The organism is Novosphingobium sp. (assembly GCF_027489515.1).
GTDB lineage: Bacteria > Pseudomonadota > Alphaproteobacteria > Sphingomonadales > Sphingomonadaceae > Novosphingobium.
The window spans coordinates 16208-35188 of the sequence record NZ_JAIXZS010000095.1; the positions used below are offsets into that span (position 1 = coordinate 16208).

17 protein-coding genes and 1 tRNA gene are annotated in these 18981 nt (G+C 65.2%); 8 read left to right on the forward strand and 10 right to left on the reverse strand.

Going from position 1 to position 18981, the window contains the following annotated elements; genetic code table 11:
• Window positions 1-34 precede the first annotated feature (34 nt).
• The 7 genes from dusB to hflX all read left to right on the forward strand — a co-directional run bounded on the left by dusB (window position 35) and on the right by hflX (window position 9580).
• Window positions 35-1063: a tRNA dihydrouridine synthase DusB gene (gene dusB, locus Q0082_RS16360; RefSeq protein WP_298194658.1), complete on the forward strand. Its 1029-nt coding sequence runs from the start codon at window positions 35-37 to the stop codon at window positions 1061-1063.
• 10 nt (window positions 1064-1073) lie between these two features.
• A complete protein-coding gene (locus tag Q0082_RS16365) occupies window positions 1074-2189 on the forward strand; it encodes an ATP-binding protein (RefSeq protein WP_298194660.1) in 1116 nt (371 codons plus the stop codon).
• Window positions 2186-3619, forward strand: coding sequence for a sigma-54 dependent transcriptional regulator (locus Q0082_RS16370; protein ID WP_298194662.1), 1434 nt, complete (start codon window positions 2186-2188; stop codon window positions 3617-3619). The genes Q0082_RS16365 and Q0082_RS16370 overlap by 4 nt, the downstream gene beginning before the upstream one ends.
• 189 nt (window positions 3620-3808) lie before the next feature.
• Window positions 3809-6010, forward strand: coding sequence for an ATP-binding protein (locus Q0082_RS16375; RefSeq protein WP_298194684.1), 2202 nt, complete (start codon window positions 3809-3811; stop codon window positions 6008-6010).
• Window positions 6011-6035: 25 nt separating this feature from the next.
• Window positions 6036-7421 (forward strand): sigma-54 dependent transcriptional regulator, encoded by a 1386-nt coding sequence (locus tag Q0082_RS16380; RefSeq protein ID WP_298194664.1) that lies wholly within the window; start codon window positions 6036-6038, stop codon window positions 7419-7421.
• Window positions 7422-7644: 223 nt separating this feature from the next.
• Entirely contained in the window at window positions 7645-8220 is a 576-nt protein-coding gene (gene hfq, locus Q0082_RS16385; RefSeq protein WP_298194665.1) for an RNA chaperone Hfq, read from the forward strand.
• Window positions 8221-8242: 22 nt separating this feature from the next.
• On the forward strand, window positions 8243-9580 hold the full coding sequence (hflX, locus tag Q0082_RS16390; protein ID WP_298194667.1) for a GTPase HflX: 1338 nt from the start codon (window positions 8243-8245) through the stop codon (window positions 9578-9580).
• A gap of 5 nt (window positions 9581-9585) precedes the next feature.
• On the opposite strand, the gene mazG is transcribed toward hflX, so the two are convergent.
• Genes mazG through Q0082_RS16440 form a run of 10 tightly spaced genes read right to left on the reverse strand, consistent with a single transcriptional unit; the run spans window position 9586 to window position 18625 of the window.
• Window positions 9586-10389, reverse strand: a complete 804-nt coding sequence (gene mazG, locus Q0082_RS16395) for a nucleoside triphosphate pyrophosphohydrolase (RefSeq protein WP_298194669.1) — start codon at window positions 10387-10389, stop codon at window positions 9586-9588.
• Between the two features lie 56 nt (window positions 10390-10445).
• Window positions 10446-10616, reverse strand: coding sequence for a hypothetical protein (locus Q0082_RS16400; protein WP_298194670.1), 171 nt, complete (start codon window positions 10614-10616; stop codon window positions 10446-10448).
• Window positions 10613-11380: an MBL fold metallo-hydrolase gene (locus Q0082_RS16405; RefSeq protein WP_298194671.1), complete on the reverse strand. Its 768-nt coding sequence runs from the start codon at window positions 11378-11380 to the stop codon at window positions 10613-10615. Before Q0082_RS16405 ends, Q0082_RS16400 begins: the two co-directional genes overlap by 4 nt.
• Window positions 11377-12153 carry a TatD family hydrolase gene (locus Q0082_RS16410; RefSeq protein ID WP_298194673.1) on the reverse strand — a complete coding sequence of 259 codons (777 nt, stop codon included), beginning with the start codon at window positions 12151-12153 and terminating at the stop codon, window positions 11377-11379. Before Q0082_RS16410 ends, Q0082_RS16405 begins: the two co-directional genes overlap by 4 nt.
• Window positions 12153-13715: a methionine--tRNA ligase gene (gene metG, locus Q0082_RS16415; RefSeq protein WP_298194675.1), complete on the reverse strand. Its 1563-nt coding sequence runs from the start codon at window positions 13713-13715 to the stop codon at window positions 12153-12155. Before metG ends, Q0082_RS16410 begins: the two co-directional genes overlap by 1 nt.
• Before the next feature lie 49 nt (window positions 13716-13764).
• Window positions 13765-14721, reverse strand: coding sequence for a DNA polymerase III subunit delta' (locus Q0082_RS16420; RefSeq protein ID WP_298194686.1), 957 nt, complete (start codon window positions 14719-14721; stop codon window positions 13765-13767).
• Window positions 14718-15344 carry a dTMP kinase gene (tmk, locus tag Q0082_RS16425; protein WP_298194677.1) on the reverse strand — a complete coding sequence of 209 codons (627 nt, stop codon included), beginning with the start codon at window positions 15342-15344 and terminating at the stop codon, window positions 14718-14720. The genes Q0082_RS16420 and tmk overlap by 4 nt, the downstream gene beginning before the upstream one ends.
• Before the next feature lie 7 nt (window positions 15345-15351).
• Complete coding sequence (locus Q0082_RS16430) at window positions 15352-16515, reverse strand: D-alanyl-D-alanine carboxypeptidase family protein (RefSeq protein ID WP_298194679.1); 1164 nt, start codon at window positions 16513-16515, stop codon at window positions 15352-15354.
• Window positions 16516-16572: 57 nt separating this feature from the next.
• Window positions 16573-17583: an SPOR domain-containing protein gene (locus tag Q0082_RS16435; RefSeq protein WP_298194681.1), complete on the reverse strand. Its 1011-nt coding sequence runs from the start codon at window positions 17581-17583 to the stop codon at window positions 16573-16575.
• Window positions 17567-18625 carry a lytic transglycosylase domain-containing protein gene (locus tag Q0082_RS16440; protein WP_298194683.1) on the reverse strand — a complete coding sequence of 353 codons (1059 nt, stop codon included), beginning with the start codon at window positions 18623-18625 and terminating at the stop codon, window positions 17567-17569. The genes Q0082_RS16435 and Q0082_RS16440 overlap by 17 nt, the downstream gene beginning before the upstream one ends.
• 154 nt (window positions 18626-18779) lie before the next feature.
• Here Q0082_RS16440 and Q0082_RS16445 point away from each other — a divergent pair.
• Window positions 18780-18869: transfer RNA gene (locus Q0082_RS16445), tRNA-Ser, on the forward strand.
• Window positions 18870-18981: the final 112 nt, after the last annotated feature.

Here is an 18981-nt window from a genome sequence, read left to right on the forward strand (position 1 = left end):
ACTAAGCGCATGCCTCTTTTTTAGGCAGCCCCCGATGTCCGACCGTCTTGTCCCTCCCGAACTCAAGCCCATCATGGTCGGCCCCGTGCGCATTGCGCAGCCCGTCGTGCTGGCGCCGATGACCGGCGTCTCGGACTTGCCGTTCCGCACCATGGTCCGCCGCTTCGGCTCGGGGCTCAACGTCACCGAAATGATCGCCAGCCCCGCCGCGATCCGCGAGACGCGCCAGTCGATCCAGAAGGCCGCCTGGCACCCTACTGAAGAGCCGGTTTCCATGCAGCTCATGGGGAACGAACCCGCGCAGATGGCCGAGGCTGCCCGCATTTCCGAGGACAAGGGCGCGGCAATCATCGACATCAACATGGGCTGTCCGGTGCGCAAGATCGTCAGCGGTGATTGCGGATCGGCGTTGATGCGCGACATTCCGCTCGCCACCGCGCTGATCGAAGCGACGGTCAAAGCGGTCAAGGTGCCCGTTACGGTCAAGATGCGCATGGGCTGGTGCCATGACAGCCTCAACGCGCCAGAGCTCGCGCGCATAGCGCAGGATATCGGCGCGCAGATGATCACCGTGCACGGCCGCACCCGCAACCAGATGTACAAGGGCAGCGCCGACTGGGCCTTTGTGCGCCGGGTGAAGGAGGCTGTCTCGATCCCCGTTATCGTCAACGGCGATATCTGCGGGATCGACGACGCCGCCCAGGCCATCGAGCAAAGCGGCGCGGACGGCCTGATGATCGGACGCGGAGCCTATGGCAAGCCGTGGCTGCTCGGCCAAGTCATGCACTGGCTCGATACTGGCGAACTGCGCCCCGACCCGACGATTGCTGAACAATATGCCCTGATCACAGAGCATTATCATGCAATGCTCGAGCATTATGGGACGGTGACGGGCGTCAACATGGCGCGCAAGCATCTGGGTTGGTACACAAAGGGCCTGCCGGGATCGGCCGAGTTCCGCAACCGCGTGAACTTCATCGACGATCCCAAGGTGGTGCTTGCTTCGCTCGCCGAGTTCTACGGCCGCGCGATGGCCGCGCCAGCGAGCCGGGTGGCGGCGTGAAGCCACGGGCATGAGCGGTCCGGCCGACTGGCGCAAGGGCGGCGAAAGCGCACGGCCTGATGCAAAGCGTGTCGTCGCCAGCCTGCCGCTTGCCGTGTTTACGCTCGCGCCCGACCTTACCATCGCCGCTGCGAACCCGGCTGCCGAACAGCTGGCCGGGCAGGGCGCGCGGCGCCTCGTCGGCAAGCTGGTCGACGATGTCTTTGCTTTCGAGGAACCGCTGATTCTGCGTCGGCTTGCCGAGGGCGAAGCGCAGCTGCTGGCGCGCGATTCGCTGGTGCGCATTCTCGGTGCTCCGGCGCGCCGGATCGACGTCATGACCTCGCCGGTCGCCTATTGCCCGGGCTGGCAAATCCTCGCGCTCAGCGAGGGCGTCGGGGTGGAGGCGCTTTCGGGCGATGGCGGCGGGGCCGGGGCGGGGGAGGGTACGCCGCTACGCGCACCCGAAGTCCTCGCACACGAGATCAAGAACCCGCTCGCCGGCATCCGCGGCGCGGCGCAGCTGCTCTCCCGCAAGGTTGGCGAAGCAGACCGCGCGCTCACCGACCTCATCACCGGCGAAGTCGACCGCATCGCCAAGCTCGTCGACCAGATGCAGTCGCTCTCCCGTCGCGGCCGCGAACCCGACGCACCCTGCAATCTCCACGAGGCGGTGCGCCGCGCGCAGGCCGTTGTCGCTGCGGGGCATGGCGGCTTCGTCGTGGAGGAGGAATTCGATCCCTCGCTTCCGCCGGTCCTCGCCAATCCCGATGCGCTGGTGCAGGTGCTGCTCAACCTCTTCACCAATGCCCGCGAGGCCTGCGAGAGTGCACGCGAGCCGCGCATTGCGGTGCGCACACGCTTTGCCAGTGGCATCCAGCTCCACGCCGGGCCGGGCGGCAAGCCCCTGCGCCTGCCGATCGAGCTGCGCGTCAGTGACAACGGTCCCGGGATCGATCCGGCGCTCCGCGACCACATCTTCGATCCTTTCGTGACGGGCAAAAAGAACGGGCAGGGCCTCGGCCTTGCGCTCGTCCAGAAGCTGGTGCGCGAAATGAGCGGGCGCGTGACGCATGACCGCGACGAAGTGCGCGGGTGGACGCATTTCCGACTGCATCTGCCGGTGGCGGGACCCTCGAAGCCATGAAACGCCGCATCCTGCTCGTCGAGGACGACGCCTCGATTGCCCTGGTCATCACGGCCGCGCTCGAAGCTGAAGGCTATGATGTCACGCGCTGCGCCTCGATTGCCGAGCGCGACCGGCTGCTCGACGGACAGCAATATGGCCTGATGCTGACCGACGTCGTGCTGACCGATGGCGACGGCATGGAAACGCTCGGCCGCGTGCGCGAAGCCGTGCCGCACATGCCGGTGATCATTCTTTCCGCACAGAACACGCTCGATACCGCTGTGCGGGCGAGCGATACCGGCGCGTTCGAGTACTTCCCCAAGCCCTTCGACCTGGACGAGCTGGTGCGCACCGTACGCCAGGCGATCGGTTCGAGTTCGAACGCGGGCGCTGAAGAGATTGCCGAGGATGTCGCGCCCGGTCTGCCACTTGTCGGCCGCAGTCCGGCGATGCAGACGGTCTACCGCATGATCACGCGCGTGCTGCGCAACGATCTCACTGTCCTGATCCTTGGCGAATCCGGCACGGGCAAGGAGCTCGTGGCAGAAGCGATCCACCAGCTCGGCAAGCGCAGCGCGGGGCCGTTCGTCGCAGTCAACACCGCCGCCATTCCGGGCGATCTCATCGAAAGCGAGTTGTTCGGCCACGAGAAGGGCGCCTTCACTGGTGCCGTCACGCGGCGCATCGGCAAGTTCGAGCAGGCACGGGGCGGCACGCTCTTCCTCGACGAGATCGGCGACATGCCGCTTGAGGCGCAGACCCGCCTTCTGCGCGCGCTCCAATCCGGCCGTATCCGCCGTGTCGGCGGTACCGAGGAGATCACACTCGACTGCCGGATCGTCGCGGCAACCAACCGCGATCTTGAACCGATGATCGCCGCTGGGACCTTCCGCGAGGATCTCTATTACCGCCTCGCTGTCGTGCCCATTTCACTGCCGCCCTTGCGCGAGCGGGCTGACGATATCGAAGCACTCGCCCGCCATTTCCTCGTGCGCGCAGCGGGGGAGGGCCTGCCACGCCGGCAGCTCACCGCCGCCGGTGCCGCACTCCTTGCCCGCCAGCCCTGGCGCGGCAATGTGCGCGAACTGCGCAACTTCGTGTACCGGCTCGCGCTCCTCGCGCGCGACGAAGTGATCGACGCCGCCGCCATCGAGCCACTGCTGGCGCAGGACCGCGCGCAGCCTCAGGCCGGCCTTCAGCAGCCCGTCCCCGCCGCCGATTTTGCCGAGGCTCTGGCCAATTGGCTCGTCCAGGAGGACCCGCGCGAAGGTGAGCTTTACAGCGCCGCGCTTGCCGCGTTCGAGCGGCCGCTGTTCCTCCACGCGCTGGCCGTGACGGGTGGCAACCAGTTACGCGCAGCGCGCCTGCTCGGCATCAACCGCAACACCTTGCGCAAGCGCCTCTCAGACCTCGCCATCGATCCGGATGAGGCAGCCGTGCGCAACTGACATGGTCGGGGTGATGACCCCGACTGGCGTAACCCCATGGCCACATGCCGTCTGCCGCACGCAGTCTACTCTTCGTCGATTCGACTTGCAATCTTGCAACAGCAGTGTTGTACATCCGCCACGATGGCTCTGAACAGCAAAGGTGGCATGCGGCGCTCTCCGAGGTGGTATCGCCGCCTTCTCGTGGTTATGCGCCGCGCCAACGTGTTTCTGCTGCTCGAAATGACGGCGACCATGGCGCTGGCGCTGATGGTCACGGTCACATGGATGGCGCTTGCCTCCAGCGGCAATGCCAACCAGCTGCTGCCCTCGCGCCTCACTGCCAGCCTGCTGATCGGCACGCTCGTGCCCGCGATGGCGTTGATTGTCCTTATCGGCCGCCGACTAGCGCTGCGCCGCGCTGCGCGTTCGGTGCTGGGCAGTAGCGGCCGCCTACACGTCCGGCTCGTTTGGCTGTTCTCGCTGATCGCAGCAATCCCGACGCTGCTTGTCGTGGTCTTCGCCTCGTTGCTGTTCCAGTCGGGCGTTGAGTTCTGGTTCTCGGACAGTTCGCGCGGCATGCTGGAAAACGCCAACAGCCTCGCGCGCGGCTATTACGCCGACAAGCTGCGCGATGTCGGCAACGAGAGTGTCGCGATGGCGGGGGATCTGCGCGACTATCTCGGGCAGGCACCCATCACCAGCCAGGACTTTGCCGAGGGGTATTCTTGGCAGGTGATCAACCGCAAGCTCAACGAATCGGCGATCATCGAGCGCGGCGCGGACGGCACCTTGCGAACCGCCGCTATTGTCGATCCGGCACGCAGCGAACAGCGTGAGCGGGTCACCCCGGCGGAACTGGCGCGGATTGACGCGGGCGAACCCGTTGTCGTCACGGCTTCAGCCGCGCGGATCGAGGCGGTCACGCCGGTCGACCGCACGCGCGGCATCTACCTTTATGTCGCGCGCAATTCCGATGCGCTTGCGCTCAACCAATGGCAACGCGCGCAAAGCGTGCTCAAGGCCTACGATTTCTTGACGCGCCGCGCTCGCGCCTTGCAACTGCGCTTCAACATCGCGCTGCTGGTGATCAGCCTCGCGCTGGTCGCTTTGGCCGTATGGGTCGCGCTGCGCTTTGCGGACAGGCAGGTCGCCCCGTTGATCGAACTGGTTTCGGCGGCCCGCAATGTCGGCAGCGGCAACTTTGCCATGCGTGTCCAGCCCGGCAACGGCACCGATGAGGTGGGCCTGCTCGCCCGCGCGTTCAACCGCATGACCGCCCAACTGGAAGCGCAGACGCAGGCGCTTGTCAGCGCCAATGCCCAGCTCGAAGTGCGGCGCGCCTTCATCGAGGCCGTGCTCGAATCGATCACCGCCGGCATCGTTTCGGTCGACCGCGAGGGCTGCATTCGCCTCATCAACAGCTCGGCACAAGCGCTGCTCCACCCCGCCCGCGATGATGGGGCAGGGGCCGATCCCGTCGGCGCATCGCTTGCCGATCTCGCTCCGCAGCTCGCGCAGTTCGTGGCGGGCGGAGAACCGAGCGGCGTCGTCCACTATGCCAAGGGCGGCGATCTGCTTACCCTTGCGGTCAAGGTTACGGCTGACCGCAATGGCCACGTCATCACCTTTGAGGACATCACCCGCCAGCTGCTCGATCAACGCCGCGCCGCGTGGTCCGATGTCGCCCGTCGCATTGCGCACGAGATCAAGAACCCGCTGACCCCGATCCAGCTCGCGACCGAGCGCCTCAAGCGCCGTTACCGCCGCCAGATCGAGACCGATCCTGAACTGTTCGAGGAACTCACGGCGACGATCATCCGCCAGGTCGGCGATCTCCGCCAGATGGTCGACGAGTTCTCCTCGTTTGCCCGCCTGCCCAAACCCGTGTTCCGCCCCGAGGATGCAAGTGATCTCGTGCGGCAGGCACTGTTCCTGCAGGAAGTGGCGCATAGCGACATCACCTTCACCTTCGACGGCGAGGCGCAAGTGCCGGTCGAAGCGGACCGTCACCAGATCGGCCAGGCGATGACCAACGTGCTCAAGAACGCGATCGAGGCGATCGAGCAGCGCGCCAAGGCTGAGGACATTGCCTACCGCGGGCGGATAGCCGTGAGCCTTGCCGCGGACCGGCATGCCGTCACCGTGACGGTCGCCGACAATGGCGTCGGGCTCCCCGCCGATCGCGAGCGCATCCTCGAGCCCTACATGACAACGCGTGAGAAGGGCACCGGCCTCGGGCTCGCGATCGTCAACAAGATCATCGAGGAGCATGGCGGCGCGATGGCCTTCACCCCCAATGCCGAGGGCGGCACATCGGTGATCATGCGCTTCGCCCGCAATCCGCTCGCTGCTGATGTGGTGGCCGATTCGCCCGCCGCACCTGCCGCTCCCATTCCCGCCAACCGCTAGACCAGACCCCAGGACGAACCGATCAATGGCACTCGATATCCTCATCGTGGACGACGAACGCGATATCCGCGAGCTTGTCGCCGGCGTGCTCAGCGACGAAGGTTACGGCTGCCGCACAGCAGCCGACAGCACCGCCGCGCTCGCAGCAGTGGACGAGCGGCGGCCCAGCCTCGTCCTGCTCGACGTCTGGCTCCACGGCAGCCCGATGGACGGGCTCGAGGTGCTCGACGAGATCAAGAAGCGCGAGCCCGAACTGCCGGTGATCATCTTCTCGGGCCACGGCAACATCGATACCGCCGTCTCTGCGATTGGCCGGGGGGCGATGGATTTCCTCGAGAAGCCGTTTGAGGCCGAACGCCTTTTGCTCCTTGTCGAACGCGCCACCGCGACCGAGCGCCTGCGCCGCGAGAATGCACGGCTGCGTCAGGGTCTCTCGATGGCCGATGGCTTCACGGGCAATTCCTCTGCGATCAATGCCGTGCGCGCGACGCTCAAGCGGGTCGCCAACACTGGCAGTCGGCTCCTCATCACCGGGCCGGCCGGCTCGGGCAAGGAAGTCGCGGCGCGCTTGCTCCATTCCTGGAGCCCGCGCGCCGATCATGCCTTCGTCACGGTCAATTCCGCGCGCATCACGCCCGAACGCTTCGAACAGGAACTGTTTGGCGAGGAAATCGATGGCAAGCTGGTCAGGGCAGGGCTGCTCGAAATGGCCGACGGGGGTACGCTGTTCCTCGATGAAGTCGCCGAAATGCCCGCCTCGAGCCAGGCTCGCATCCTGCGTGTGCTTACCGAACAGTCGTTCGTGCGCGTCGGTGGCCACCGCCAGATCCGCGTCGATGTGCGGGTGGTTTCTTCCACCTCGCGCCCACTCGAGAAGGAAATCGCCGAGCGCCGCTTCCGCGAGGACCTCTACTACCGCCTCAATGTCGTCCCCGTCTCCATTCCTTCGCTGATCGAGCGGCGCGAGGATATCCCCGCGCTCGCCGACCACTTCTTCTCGCGCTACGCCAACGAGCAGGGCGTGGCGCCGCCGGCCATTTCGCCCGAAGCCATCGCCGCGATGCAGAGCTATGACTGGCCCGGCAATGTCCGGCAGCTGCGCAATGTGGTGGAGCGCACGATCATCCTCGCGCCGCGCGAACGACTGACCCGCATTGATGCTGACATGCTCCCAGCGGAGATCGTCACGACGCGCTTCGGCGGCGATTCGACGACTTCTGCGCTGATGGGTGTTCCCTTGCGCGAGGCGCGGGAGAGCTTTGAACGCGAGTATCTCAAGGTCCAGATCCGCCGGTTCTCGGGCAATATCTCGAAAACCGCGAGCTTCATCGGGATGGAACGCTCGGCGCTTCACCGCAAGCTCAAGCTCCTCGGCATGGCCGAGCGCCGCGAGGACGACGAGCTGGACTGATCTGTCCCGCACAAGGTCAAGTCGGAGTTAACCCAATTTTGCCCTGTACGAAGGCGTGATCCCGACATAGGATCGCACCTGCTGACCGGCTGTGGCGCCGCGCAAACCCTTGTCCAGATTCGGCGTTCGCCGGGCTTGGAAGGGGGTGAGTGCGGGCCCTGCCAGATCGTGCCTGCTTGCCACTGCGCTTTCAGGCACCAAAAAAACGAAAGGAAATACCAAGATGACCGGCAGAACCCTCTCTGCGCGCCCGCGCACCAAGGTTGAAACCGCTCCCGCTCCTGAAGTCACCGTGACGCCGCCGGCTACACTTGTGGCAGGGAAGGGCCAAAACCTTCAGGATGTCTTCCTCAACTTCCTCCGGAAGAACAAGATTCCCGTCACGATGTTTCTCGTGAAGGGCGTCAAGCTGCAGGGCATTGTCACCTGGTTCGACAACTTTTCGATTCTGCTGCGCCGTGATGGCCAGTCACAGCTTGTCTACAAGCATGCAATTTCGACGATCATGCCCGGCCAGCAGCTCGCCGCTGCGCATTTTGCCCCGGGCAACGACGATTCTTCGAAGAAGCGGCTGCTGCAGGATGTGTTCCTGTCGAGCGTTCGCGATGCAGGCGTGCAGGTGACGATGTTCCTCGTCAATGGCGTCATGCTTCAGGGCCGCGTCGCCGCCTACGATCTGTTCTGCATGCTGCTCGAACGCGAGGGCTATGTGCAGCTTGCTTACAAGCATGCGGTGTCGACGATCCAGCCTGCCGGCCACGTCGACCTCTCAGGCGAATGGGACGGCGAATCATCCTGAAACTCCAGACAGGCCGAACCGCATGAGCGGATTTGAATTCGGCCGAGAAACCGAGCTTGTCGGGGAAGTGACACGCGGCGCCCGCGCCGTCGTTGTCCTCCCCGATTTGCGTCAGAAGGGTGGCCTCGACGCTGAATCGCGTCTCGAGGAAGGAGAGGGGCTTGCCCGCGCAATCGGCATCGATGTGGTCGATGCCTTTGCGCTGCCGATCCGTGCGGTTCGCCCCGCTACCTTGTTCGGCGAAGGCCAGGTCCAGAAGATCGCCGTCGCCATTGCGCAATCCGATGCCGAGCTTGTGATCATCGATGGCGCGCTTTCAGCGATCCAGCAGCGCAACCTTGAAGACAAGCTCGAACGCAAGGTGATCGATCGCACCGGTCTCATCCTCGAGATCTTCGGCGAGCGCGCCGCCACCGCTGAGGGCCGCCTGCAGGTCGAACTCGCACACCTTGATTACCAGGCTGGTCGCCTCGTGCGCAGCTGGACCCACCTTGAACGTCAGCGCGGCGGCTTCGGCTTCCTCGGCGGTCCAGGTGAAACCCAGATCGAGGCCGACCGTCGCCTAATCCGCGGCCGCATGGCGCGCATCCGCCGCGAACTCGAACAAGTCCGCCGTACCCGTACGCTTCACCGCGAACGCCGCCAGCGCGCGCCCTGGCCGGTGATCGCGCTGGTCGGCTATACCAATGCGGGCAAGTCCACGCTGTTCAACCGCATGACTGGCGCGGATGTGATGGCCGAGGACCTGCTCTTCGCCACGCTCGATCCCACCATGCGCGCCATTCGCTTGCCGGGACTCGACAAGGCGATCCTGTCCGACACAGTGGGCTTTATTTCCGAGCTTCCCACCCAGCTCGTGGCCGCTTTCCGCGCGACGCTGGAGGAGGTGACCGCGGCTGACGTCATCGTCCACGTTCGTGATATCGCCAATCCGGCAACATCTGCGCAGAAGCTGGAAGTCGAGGAGATCCTCGCGGACCTGGGCGTGATCGGGGAAGGGGGCGCCTCTGTTCCGATCATCGAGGCGTGGAACAAGTGGGATCTGCTGTCAGCCGACGAATGCGCCATGCGCCGCGATCTGATTGCTGCGGGCGTGCCGGAGCGGCAGGTCGTGCCGATCTCGGCGCAGACGGGCGAGGGCGTCGACAAACTCGTCACGCTGCTGAGTGAGTTGCTCACCGGCGGCGCGCAGGTCCTTGAACTTTCCGTACCTATGGCAGACGGCCAGAAGCTGGCGTGGCTCCACGCGCATGGCGAAGTCATGTCCGAGGTGCAGACCGAAGACGATGAAGGCGCCCCGATCCAGCGGATCACGGTGCGGCTTACCCCGCGCGAATTGGGCCGGTTCGTGCAGCTCTGAAGGGGTCAGCCCCCAGCGGCTTTGACCTGCTGCCAGAGCACTTCCTGCGCATCGAGCGAGAGCGAAGGGAAATCAGCCCCGGCAAGGGCTTCCATCGCCCGGAACCGGCGTTCGAACTTGGCGTTGCCATGGCGGAGCGCATCTTCCGGCGCGACACCATAGCGGCGGACCAGATTGACCGCCGCGAACAGCAGATCGCCAGCTTCATCGAGCCGCTCGGCCTCGGTTCCGGCGGCGGCAAGCTCGTCGAGTTCTTCGATCACCTTGGCGCGCGGACCTGCGGTATCGGGCCAGTCGAAACCTACGCGTGCTGCGCGCTTCTGCAACTTCTCCGCGCGCATCAGCGCGGGCAGCGCAAGGGCTACGCCATCAAGCGCGCTCGTCGCACCTTTCGCCTCGCGTTCGGCGGCCTTCTGCGCTTCCCAGCGCACTTCGCGCGATTGCCCCTGATCGGCCGCGTTTCCGAAGATATGGGGATGCCGCTCGGTCATCTTGTCAGAGATGGCGTGCGCCACGGAATCGAAATCGAACGCACCAAGTTCTTCGGCCATCCTTGCGTGGAACACGACCTGGAGCAGTAGGTCGCCGAGTTCCTCGCGCAGAGCCGGGAGGTCTTCACGCTCGATTGCATCGGCGACTTCGTAGGCTTCCTCGATGGTGTACGGGGCAATCGTCGCGAACGTCTGCGCAACATCCCATTCACAGCCACTCTGCGGATTCCTCAGCCGCGCCATGATCGCGAGGAGCCGCGCGATACCGGGCGCCGGAGACGCTTCCGCAGCAGGGGAGACCTCGGGAGAGACGCTCATTCAGACTAATCCTTGAGTTCGATAATATTTATTATGTTAAATGACAGGCGAGCCAATCACCGCCGGAACCCGGCAAACGCAAGCGCCGCTGCGAGAATGATGACCACCCAAGCCCCAGCCATCATCATCCCGGACGAAGGTTTCAAGCTGCGCAGCCTCCCGTTCGCCAGCACAAACGTAAGCGCCATCATGATCCCGATCAGCGCGACGAACTTGTCCGGCGTCACAGCTCGATTTCCATCCCGTCGTAACCCGGCTCGACGTGCGCCGGAGTCTCGTCGCACAGTGTCCGGTAATCCATGCTCTTGTCGAGATGTGTCAACACTGCCCGGCCGGCCCGGCAGGCCTCGACCAGTTCGAGCGACATCGCAAGATGCGCATGGGTCGGATGCGGCTGCCGCCGCAGGGCGTCGACCACCAGCACATCGACCCGGTCGAACAGCGCCACCATCTCGCCGGTAATCGCGCTGAAGTCCGTCGCGTAACCGATTGACTTGCCAGCCTGGTCAAAGCGAAATGCCGTAGTCTGCGCGGGCCCGTGCGGCATCTGGCAATGCGTCACGCCGATCCCGGCGACCATGCGAACCCGGTCGAGATTGTCGAGATTGCAGATCGTTGGATAGCCGAACTGTCCGGCAAACACGTAGCCGAAGCGCTGCCGCAGCCGCCGCACCGTCTCATCCGCCGCATAGCCCGGGATCGGCGCACCGCGCCCCATCCGCAGCGGCCTCAAGTCGTCAATGCCGTGGGTGTGATCGGCATGGTCATGCGTCCAGACGACGCCATCGATCCGTGCGATCCCGGTCGAGAGCAGCTGGTGGCGCAGATCGGTCGGCGTATCGACAAGGATACGTCCACCATCGGCACCTTCGACAAGGATCGCCACACGCGTGCGCCGGTTGCGAGGCTCCTCAGGGTCGCAATCGCCCCAATCGTTGCCGATACGCGGCACCCCTGTCGACGTGCCGGAGCCGAGGACGACCAGCTTCATGCCTCAGCCTTGCTGAACAACCGGAAAAAGTTGGCCCCGGTCTGCGCTGCCAGGGCCTCGGTCGTCGTCCCGCGCAGCCCAGCCACAAAGGCACAAGTGTCCGCAACGAAGCCCGGCTCGCAGACCTTGCCGCGATGTGGCACCGGCGCAAGAAACGGCGCATCGGTTTCGACCAGCAGCCTATCATCAGGCACTTCGGCAGCAAAAGCTTGTAAGTCTTTGGCATTCTTGAATGTCACGATGCCCGAAATCGAGATCGTGAGCCCGAGTTCGAGCACCGCGCGGCCGAAATCTGCACTCGCGGTGAAGCAGTGGATCAGCGCCGGAAACGCGCTCTTCGCCATTTCCTCGGTGAGTATCCGTAGTGTGTCATCTTCCGCATCGCGGGTGTGAATGACAATCGGCAGCCCCGTCTCGCGCGCGACACCGATGTGTACGCGAAACAGGTCCTGCTGCACCTGCCGATCCGAATGGTCGTAGTAGTAGTCGAGCCCGGTCTCGCCGATGGCAATAACCTTGGGGTCGGCGGTTGCCGCCAGCAGCGCTTCGGCGCCCAGATCGGCATGGGCATCGGCTTCATGCGGATGGATGCCGATACTGGCCCACACGTCGCTCTCGCGCTGCGCGGTCGCGAGCACCGCATCCCACTCGCTTTGCCGTGTCGAAATGTTGAGGAAGCCCCGCACCCCGCGTGCACGGGCGCGCGCGAGAACCTCGGTCTGGGTTTCGATCAGCCCCTTGTAGTTGAGGTGGCAGTGCGAATCGATCAGCATCAGGCCGCATCTTCCTCCGGCAGTTCCAGTCTCGGGAACGCCGGGCTCGGCGCAGCAATCCGCTCACCGGTGGCCACGCGCGCGAGGAACCAGTCCGCCTGAGTCAAAGCGGTGATGCCGCGTTCGTCGCCGGGAATACCAAGCTGATCCAGTACCTTGTCCGCTGCTGTTGGCACGACCGGCCGGATCGCGATGGTAAGATCGCGGATCGCCATGAACAGCGTCATCAGCACCGCGCGCATGCGCTCGGGATCGCTCTTGCGCAGCGCCCACGGCGCCTGTTCATCGACATATTGGTTACAGGCGAAGACCGCGCGCATCCACGCCTCGATGCCCGACGAGAAGTTCAGCGAGGCGAACTCGCGCGGCAGTTCCTCGTGGCAAGCTGCAAACACGGTCGCGAGGAGTTGATCATCGGCCTCAGCGCTCGCGAACTTGGCAATTTCACCGTCCATGTTTTTGAAAATCATGGATAGCGTGCGCTGGACCAGATTGCCGTAGCTGTTCGCCAGTTCGGCGTTGCAGCGCGTCACGATCGCCTCGGGCGAATAGGACCCATCCTGCCCGAACACCACGTCGCGCATCAGGAAATAGCGCAGCGTATCCACCCCGAAACGCTCGGCCAGCGCAAGCGGGTCGGTCACGTTACCCAGCGACTTCGATTCCTTCTGGCCGCGGTTGAGCAAGAAGCCGTGGCCGAACACCTGCCTGGGCACAGGCAGACCTGCGCTCATCAGGAAGGCCGGCCAGTAGATCGTGTGGAAGCGCACGATGTCTTTGCCGATAAGGTGCAGATCGGCCGGCCAGTACTTCGCGTAATCCCCTGATTCGTCAGGAAACCCGAGACCGGTGATGTAATTGGTCAGCGCATCGACCCACACGTACATGACATGGTTGTCGCTGCCCGGAACCTTCACGCCCCAGTCGAAACTGGTCCGCGATACCGAAAGATCGCGCAGGCCCTGGCTGACGAAGGCGATCATCTCGTTGCGCCGGCTTTCGGGGCGGATGAACTCGGCGCCCCCCTGGAACAGCGCGAGCAGCGGTTCCTGGTACTTTGAGAGGCGAAAGAACCAGCTTTCCTCAACCGTCCATTCGACCGGGGTGCCTTGGGGCGAGAGCTTCTCCCCCCCTTCCCCGTCGATCAGTTCGCTGGCGTCGTAATAGGCCTCGTCGCGCACCGAGTACCAACCCTCGTAGCGGTCGAGATAGAGGTCGCCATTGGCTTCCATCCGCCGCCATAGCTCCTGCGTCGCAGTGTGGTGGCGCGGCTCGGTGGTGCGGATGAACACATCATAATCGACATTCAGAGCATCGGCCATGGCAATGAAATGACTGGTCATTTCATTGGCGAGTTCAGCCGGCGTGATCCCGAGGTCGCGCGCCTTTTGCGCCATCTTCAGGCCGTGCTCGTCGGTCCCGGTCTGAAAACGCACATCGCGCCCCATCGCCTTCTGGAACCGGGCGATCACATCGGCGGCAATCGCCTCGTAGGCGTGGCCAATATGCGGCTTGCCGTTCGGATAGCTGATGGCGGTCGTGATGTAGTAGGGCTCGCCCATGGGCTGCGACTGTCCTTGGTTTCGGGAAGGCCTGCAGGATCGGAATCCCTCAGGCCGCGCTCTCCCTAGTGCGCGCCACCGATGCCAGCAAGCCGCCGATTTCCAGAAGCAGCAGCGCTGGCTCGAAGTTGTAGGTCGGCGCCTGCGCCGCGAGCGCGGCGAGCGCGGCATGGGCCTCGACTATGCGTAGCCGCGCGGTGTCATCGCTGTGCGCCATGGCAGCCACCAGCACGCGCCGCGCCGCCTCGATCACGGCCAACAGGCGCTCGCGGTCCGGCCGTTGGCCAAGCGCGGCCGAAAGCTCTCCCCTGAGCGCCAGATCTGGATCGCCCTCTTTCGTAAGCCGAGTCATGATCTTCCATGCCGCGCCGAGGTCCATAGCGGCAAAGGCCAGTGCGGCGCCTGGCGCGCCGCTCCCGGCGGATATCGCGGCTTCGAGCGCTTCACCGCCGAGCTCCGGTGCGGCCTCGGCGAGCGCGCGCGCCATATCCTGAGGTTCCAGCGGATGAAATCGCAGCACAGTGCAGCGCGAGCGGACCGTCGGTAGCAGCCGGCCAATCTGATGCGTCACCAGCAGGAAGAATGTTCCGGCGGGCGGCTCCTCCAGGCTCTTGAGCAACGCATTGACCGCGCCCTTCTCAAGATCGTCGGCGGCATCGATGATCACCGCGCGGCGTGAGCCCAATGTCGGCCGCGTCACCAGTCTTCGCTGTACGCCGCGAATCTGCTCAACGCTGATGTTGCGCTTGCGGGTATAGGCCTTGCCCTCGTCGCGCTTCCGGGCCTCGTCGTCGTTGCTGGGCAGCGGCTCGAGAACGTGGATATCCGGGTGCGCCTCGGGGCCAGGCTGCGGCACACCGGGTTCGGCAACGAGATCCGCGGCGGCTGCACGGGCGAAGCTGGCTTTGCCGAGACCTTCGCGCCCGGCAAGGATCCAGCCATGATGCATACGGGTGCCAGCCCGCGCCGCGCGCCAGACGCTCCATGCTTCATCGTGACCGATCAGGCGCACAGGTGGTCCACCGCTGCCAGCACGCGCGCATGGACAGCCTCGGCTGCGCCTTGCGCTGCGATCACCGCAAAGCGCTCCGGCTCCGCTTCGGCATAGCGCTTGAAGGCAGCGGCCACTCTTGCGTGATACTCTGCCGCGCGTCCGCCAATCCGGTCGTGCGCACCCGCATCGCGTTTGCGCACACGATCTGCTGCCTCTGCTGGATCAAGTGTCAGCAGCACGGTGCAATCGGGTAGGAGTCCGGCACTGCCGATTCGGTGGAGTGTCAGGATGTCGGCATCTTCGAGGCCGCTGCCGCCGCCCTGATAGGCCCGGCTGCTATCAAGATAGCGGTCGCACACCACCCACGCCCCGCGCGCGAGCGCCGGACGGATCAAGGCCTCGACATGGTCAGCCCGCGCCGCCGCGAACAGCAGCGCCTCGGCACGCGCGCCCCAGCCCGGCCCTTCGTTGCCAAGCAGCAGCGCCCTGATGGCTTCCGCGCCCGGTGTCCCGCCCGGCTCACGCGTGGTGACGACTTCCAGCCCCCGCCCGCGCAGAGCTTCGGCCAGCAGCCGGCTCTGGGTCGATTTGCCGACCCCTTCCCCGCCTTCGAAGACGATGAACCTGCCTGTCATCGGCCGCTCATTGTCCCAGCATCGCGAGCAGGCCATTGCGCAGCCGCGCTAGTGTGCCGGCTTCCGGCACAGCCTCCGCCGCGACCAGTGGCAGACGCGTCTCGCCCTCGCCGGGAACCCGCACAACAAGGCTGGCGACTTCATCGCCCTTTGCGATCGGTGCGCGCAGCGGGCCCCTGTAGCGCAAGCTGAGCGAATAGCTGGCGCCTGCCCCGCGCGGCAGCGTCAGTGCCAGCGGATGCGGCGCGACAAGCGTCACGCTGCGCGCCTCGCCGCCCTGAACCTTGGCGGACCCAATCTCAGCGCCTTGCGCAAAAAGCGGATGCGCCTCGAACGCGGCAAAGCCCCATTCCATGAACTCGCGCGATTCCTTTGCGCGCAACTTGCCGTTGTCGTACCCGCCAACCACCATCATCAGACGTCGCCCGCCCCTGACCGCCGATCCGACGAGGCCGTAACCTGCCTCGTTGGTGAACCCTGTCTTCACGCCGTCTGCGCCTTCGACATGGCCATAGAGTGGATTGTGATTGGGCTGCTCAATGCCGCGAAAGGCGAGCCGCTCGTGCCCGTAGAAGCGATTGTACAGTTCGGGATGCCGGGTGATCAGGGCTGTGCTCAGGGTGGCAAGATCGGCGGCGGATACATAAGTCTCGCCTTCGTCCATCCAGCCATTGGCCGTGTTGTAATGCGTGTCCTTGAGGCCGAGTTTTCGCGCCTCGGCATTCATCATCTCGGTGAAGGCGCCGACGCTGCCCGCAACACCTTCCGCCAGCACGACGCAGCCGTCATTTGCGGACACGGTGACGATGCCCTCAAGCAGTTCCGCCACCGAGGTATCGCTGCCATCCGCAAGGAACATCGTGCTGCCGACGCGGTGCCACTTCTTGAACGCCTCGTGGCTCATGGTGAAGCGCTGATCAAGCTTCAGCTTGCCTGCCTTGATCAGTTCGAAGGCGACATAGCTCGTCATGATCTTGGTGAGCGAGGCTGGCACGAAGCGCCGGTGCGACTGGCGCTCGAACAGCACCCGCCCGCCATTGACGTCGATCAGCAGCGCGATCGGCGCGGAAACCTGCGGCATGGCCGGTGCAACGCCCGGCACAGGTACGGGCACGGGGGCTGCCGCGCGCACCGGCAGGGCGGCCAGCGCGGCAATCAGCACAGCGGTCACGATCCTCGATTGCAAGCGCGGGGTCCTCAGCCAGTTGGGGACCGCGCCTGGACACAACTAATCGCGCACGATCCGGGCACCCGCATAACCCGCAGCGCGAGCCTTCGCCAGTCCGCGCTCCGCCTCATCCCCGGAGGAAAACGGCCCGCTGCGCACGCGCCAGAGACTTCCTGTCTGCGCCATCGAGCCGCCGGCCTTGCGAGCGGCGGCCTCCGCATTTGCACGCTGGGAATAAGCACCGATCTGCACGAAGTAGCGCCCAGCAACGGGCACCGGACGCTTGGGCGGCTGTGGCGGTGGTGTGGGCTTGGCCGAGGCGGCTGCATCCTTCTGCGGGGCGGGCTTCGGACTCGGCATCGGCGCTGGTTTTGGCGTCGGCTTGTTAAGTGCCGGCGTGGCTCCCGGGGCGGGCTTTGCCGTGGCCGCGGGCTTTGGCGTGCTCACTGCGACGACCTGCGAAGGATTGATTGTCACCGGCAGGTCCGCGACGGGCGGCGCCAGTCCGAGCTTGCGGCGCAGCGCGATCAGCAGGCCTTCAGGCGTGTCCATCCGACGCGGCGCAGGGCCGCCGGTGCGAAGCAGAGCACGCTCGGCCTCGGGCGGATTGACCCGGCGTACACGCACCGGAGCTGACGCGCCGTCCGGCAGGCCAAGCTCGGTCCAGGCCATCGGCGAGAGTGCTACCAAACCATCGCCGCTCATCGGCCCGCGCCGATCGATCCGCACGAGGATTGTCCGCCCTGTCGAAAGCGACGTTACCTCGACATAGCTTGGCACCGGCAGCGTGCGGTGCGCGCCGTTGATCCGGGCCATCACGCCTTCGTCTGCCCCCATCGGCACGGCCTTGCCCACAGCATCGTAGTTTAGCGTGTCAGCGGGCGAGTACGTCACCCCGTCGATCACGAACGGTTCACCGAGCGTGACCGGATAGTCGCCTGCCGGACCCGTCACGTCGGCGGGCGGCGCCTTGTGCTCGCGCGCCGAAAGGGGCGCCGCAAAGCCGGAACCAAGCGCTAGCACCATGGCCAGCGCCAGCGCGCCGTTGTTTCTGTTAACGGGCAATTTCATCAGCCAAAAGTCCCACCGAGAGGGCGTAGAGATTCGAGCAGTTGTAATCGAGGATGACTCGATAATTTCCGGTTAGCAGATAGGCGGTCTGGCCGGGCCCGTCGGGCTCGAGCAGGCTGGCAAGCGTGTCGTCCGCCAGCGTCGACGCGCGCGGCATCACGCCCAGCGTCTTCCATTCGCGCACAGTCTTCCACCTTGAATGGCGCGCGAAGACTTGCGGGCAGCGCGGGCTGGCGAGCGCCGTCCCCAGCGCCGGACGGTCGAGCGGCAGGGTTACATCCGCCGCGACGCCCCAAGGCTCCCCTGCCCGCCATCCGGCATCGCGGAAGTAGTTGGCGATCGAGGCAAGCGTATCGGGCTTGCTCGCCCAGATGTCCGCAAAACCGTCGCCATCGCCGTCCTGCGCGACACGCAGATAGACGCTCGGGAGGAACTGCGGGTTGCCGAAGGCGCCGGCCCAGCTGCCGACCAGCTTGCTACGCGGCACGCCCCGGTCGACCATCTTGAGGAGCGCGATGAACTCCTCGGCAAACAGTGCGCGGCGGCGCCCCTCATAGGCCAGGGTGGCGAGCGATCGCGCAAGGTCGAAATCGCCGGTGTAGGAGCCGTAGTTCGTTTCATGACCCCAGATGGCGAGCACGATCTTGGGCGGCACTCCATATCGCTGCTCAATCGCGGCGAGTTTGTCGGCTGCGGCGAGATACTGTCGCCGTCCACCGGAGATCCGCGCGGCATCGACATGGGTGCGGCGATACCCGGCAAAGGCAGGGATCGAGGAGGAGGTCCCCGGCTGCGCGCGGTCAAGCGCGATCACGCGGGGATTCTCGGTCAACCCGGTCATCACCGAGGCGATCGTCTCCTCGCGTACGCCTTCGGCCCGCGCCTTGGCCGCAAGGTATTGAAGATACCCTTGAAAGCCCGCTGCGGCCTCATCTCCCTGTGCACCGGCGGGCCCGGCAAGGAGCGATAGCGTCAGCACGGCAAGCCCGGCCCGGATGATGCCAGGGGCGCGCGGGAAACGAAGACGGTAAGAAAGCTTCATCGTGGCGTGACAGTCGCACAGCGCAGCCGCGCTGGGAATCCCTCAAGCGATGAATTGCGTGGGAAGCCCTGCCGATGCCTTGCGGATGCGGTCTGCAAAATTGCTTTGCGAGCCCGGCCCTGCCCGCTATCGGCGTACCCACGCATGATGCTGCGGACAGGTGGCCGAGTGGTTTAAGGCAGCGGTCTTGAAAACCGCCGTGGGTGGAAGCTCACCGTGGGTTCGAATCCCACCCTGTCCGCCACTTCGGAACAACGATGGGCACTCCGCCCGCCGCCGTGGCTACGCCATTGGCGGCCAGCACGCGGAGCAGGTTGCTCTTCGATCCCATGATGCGGACCTCGCCGCGATCGACC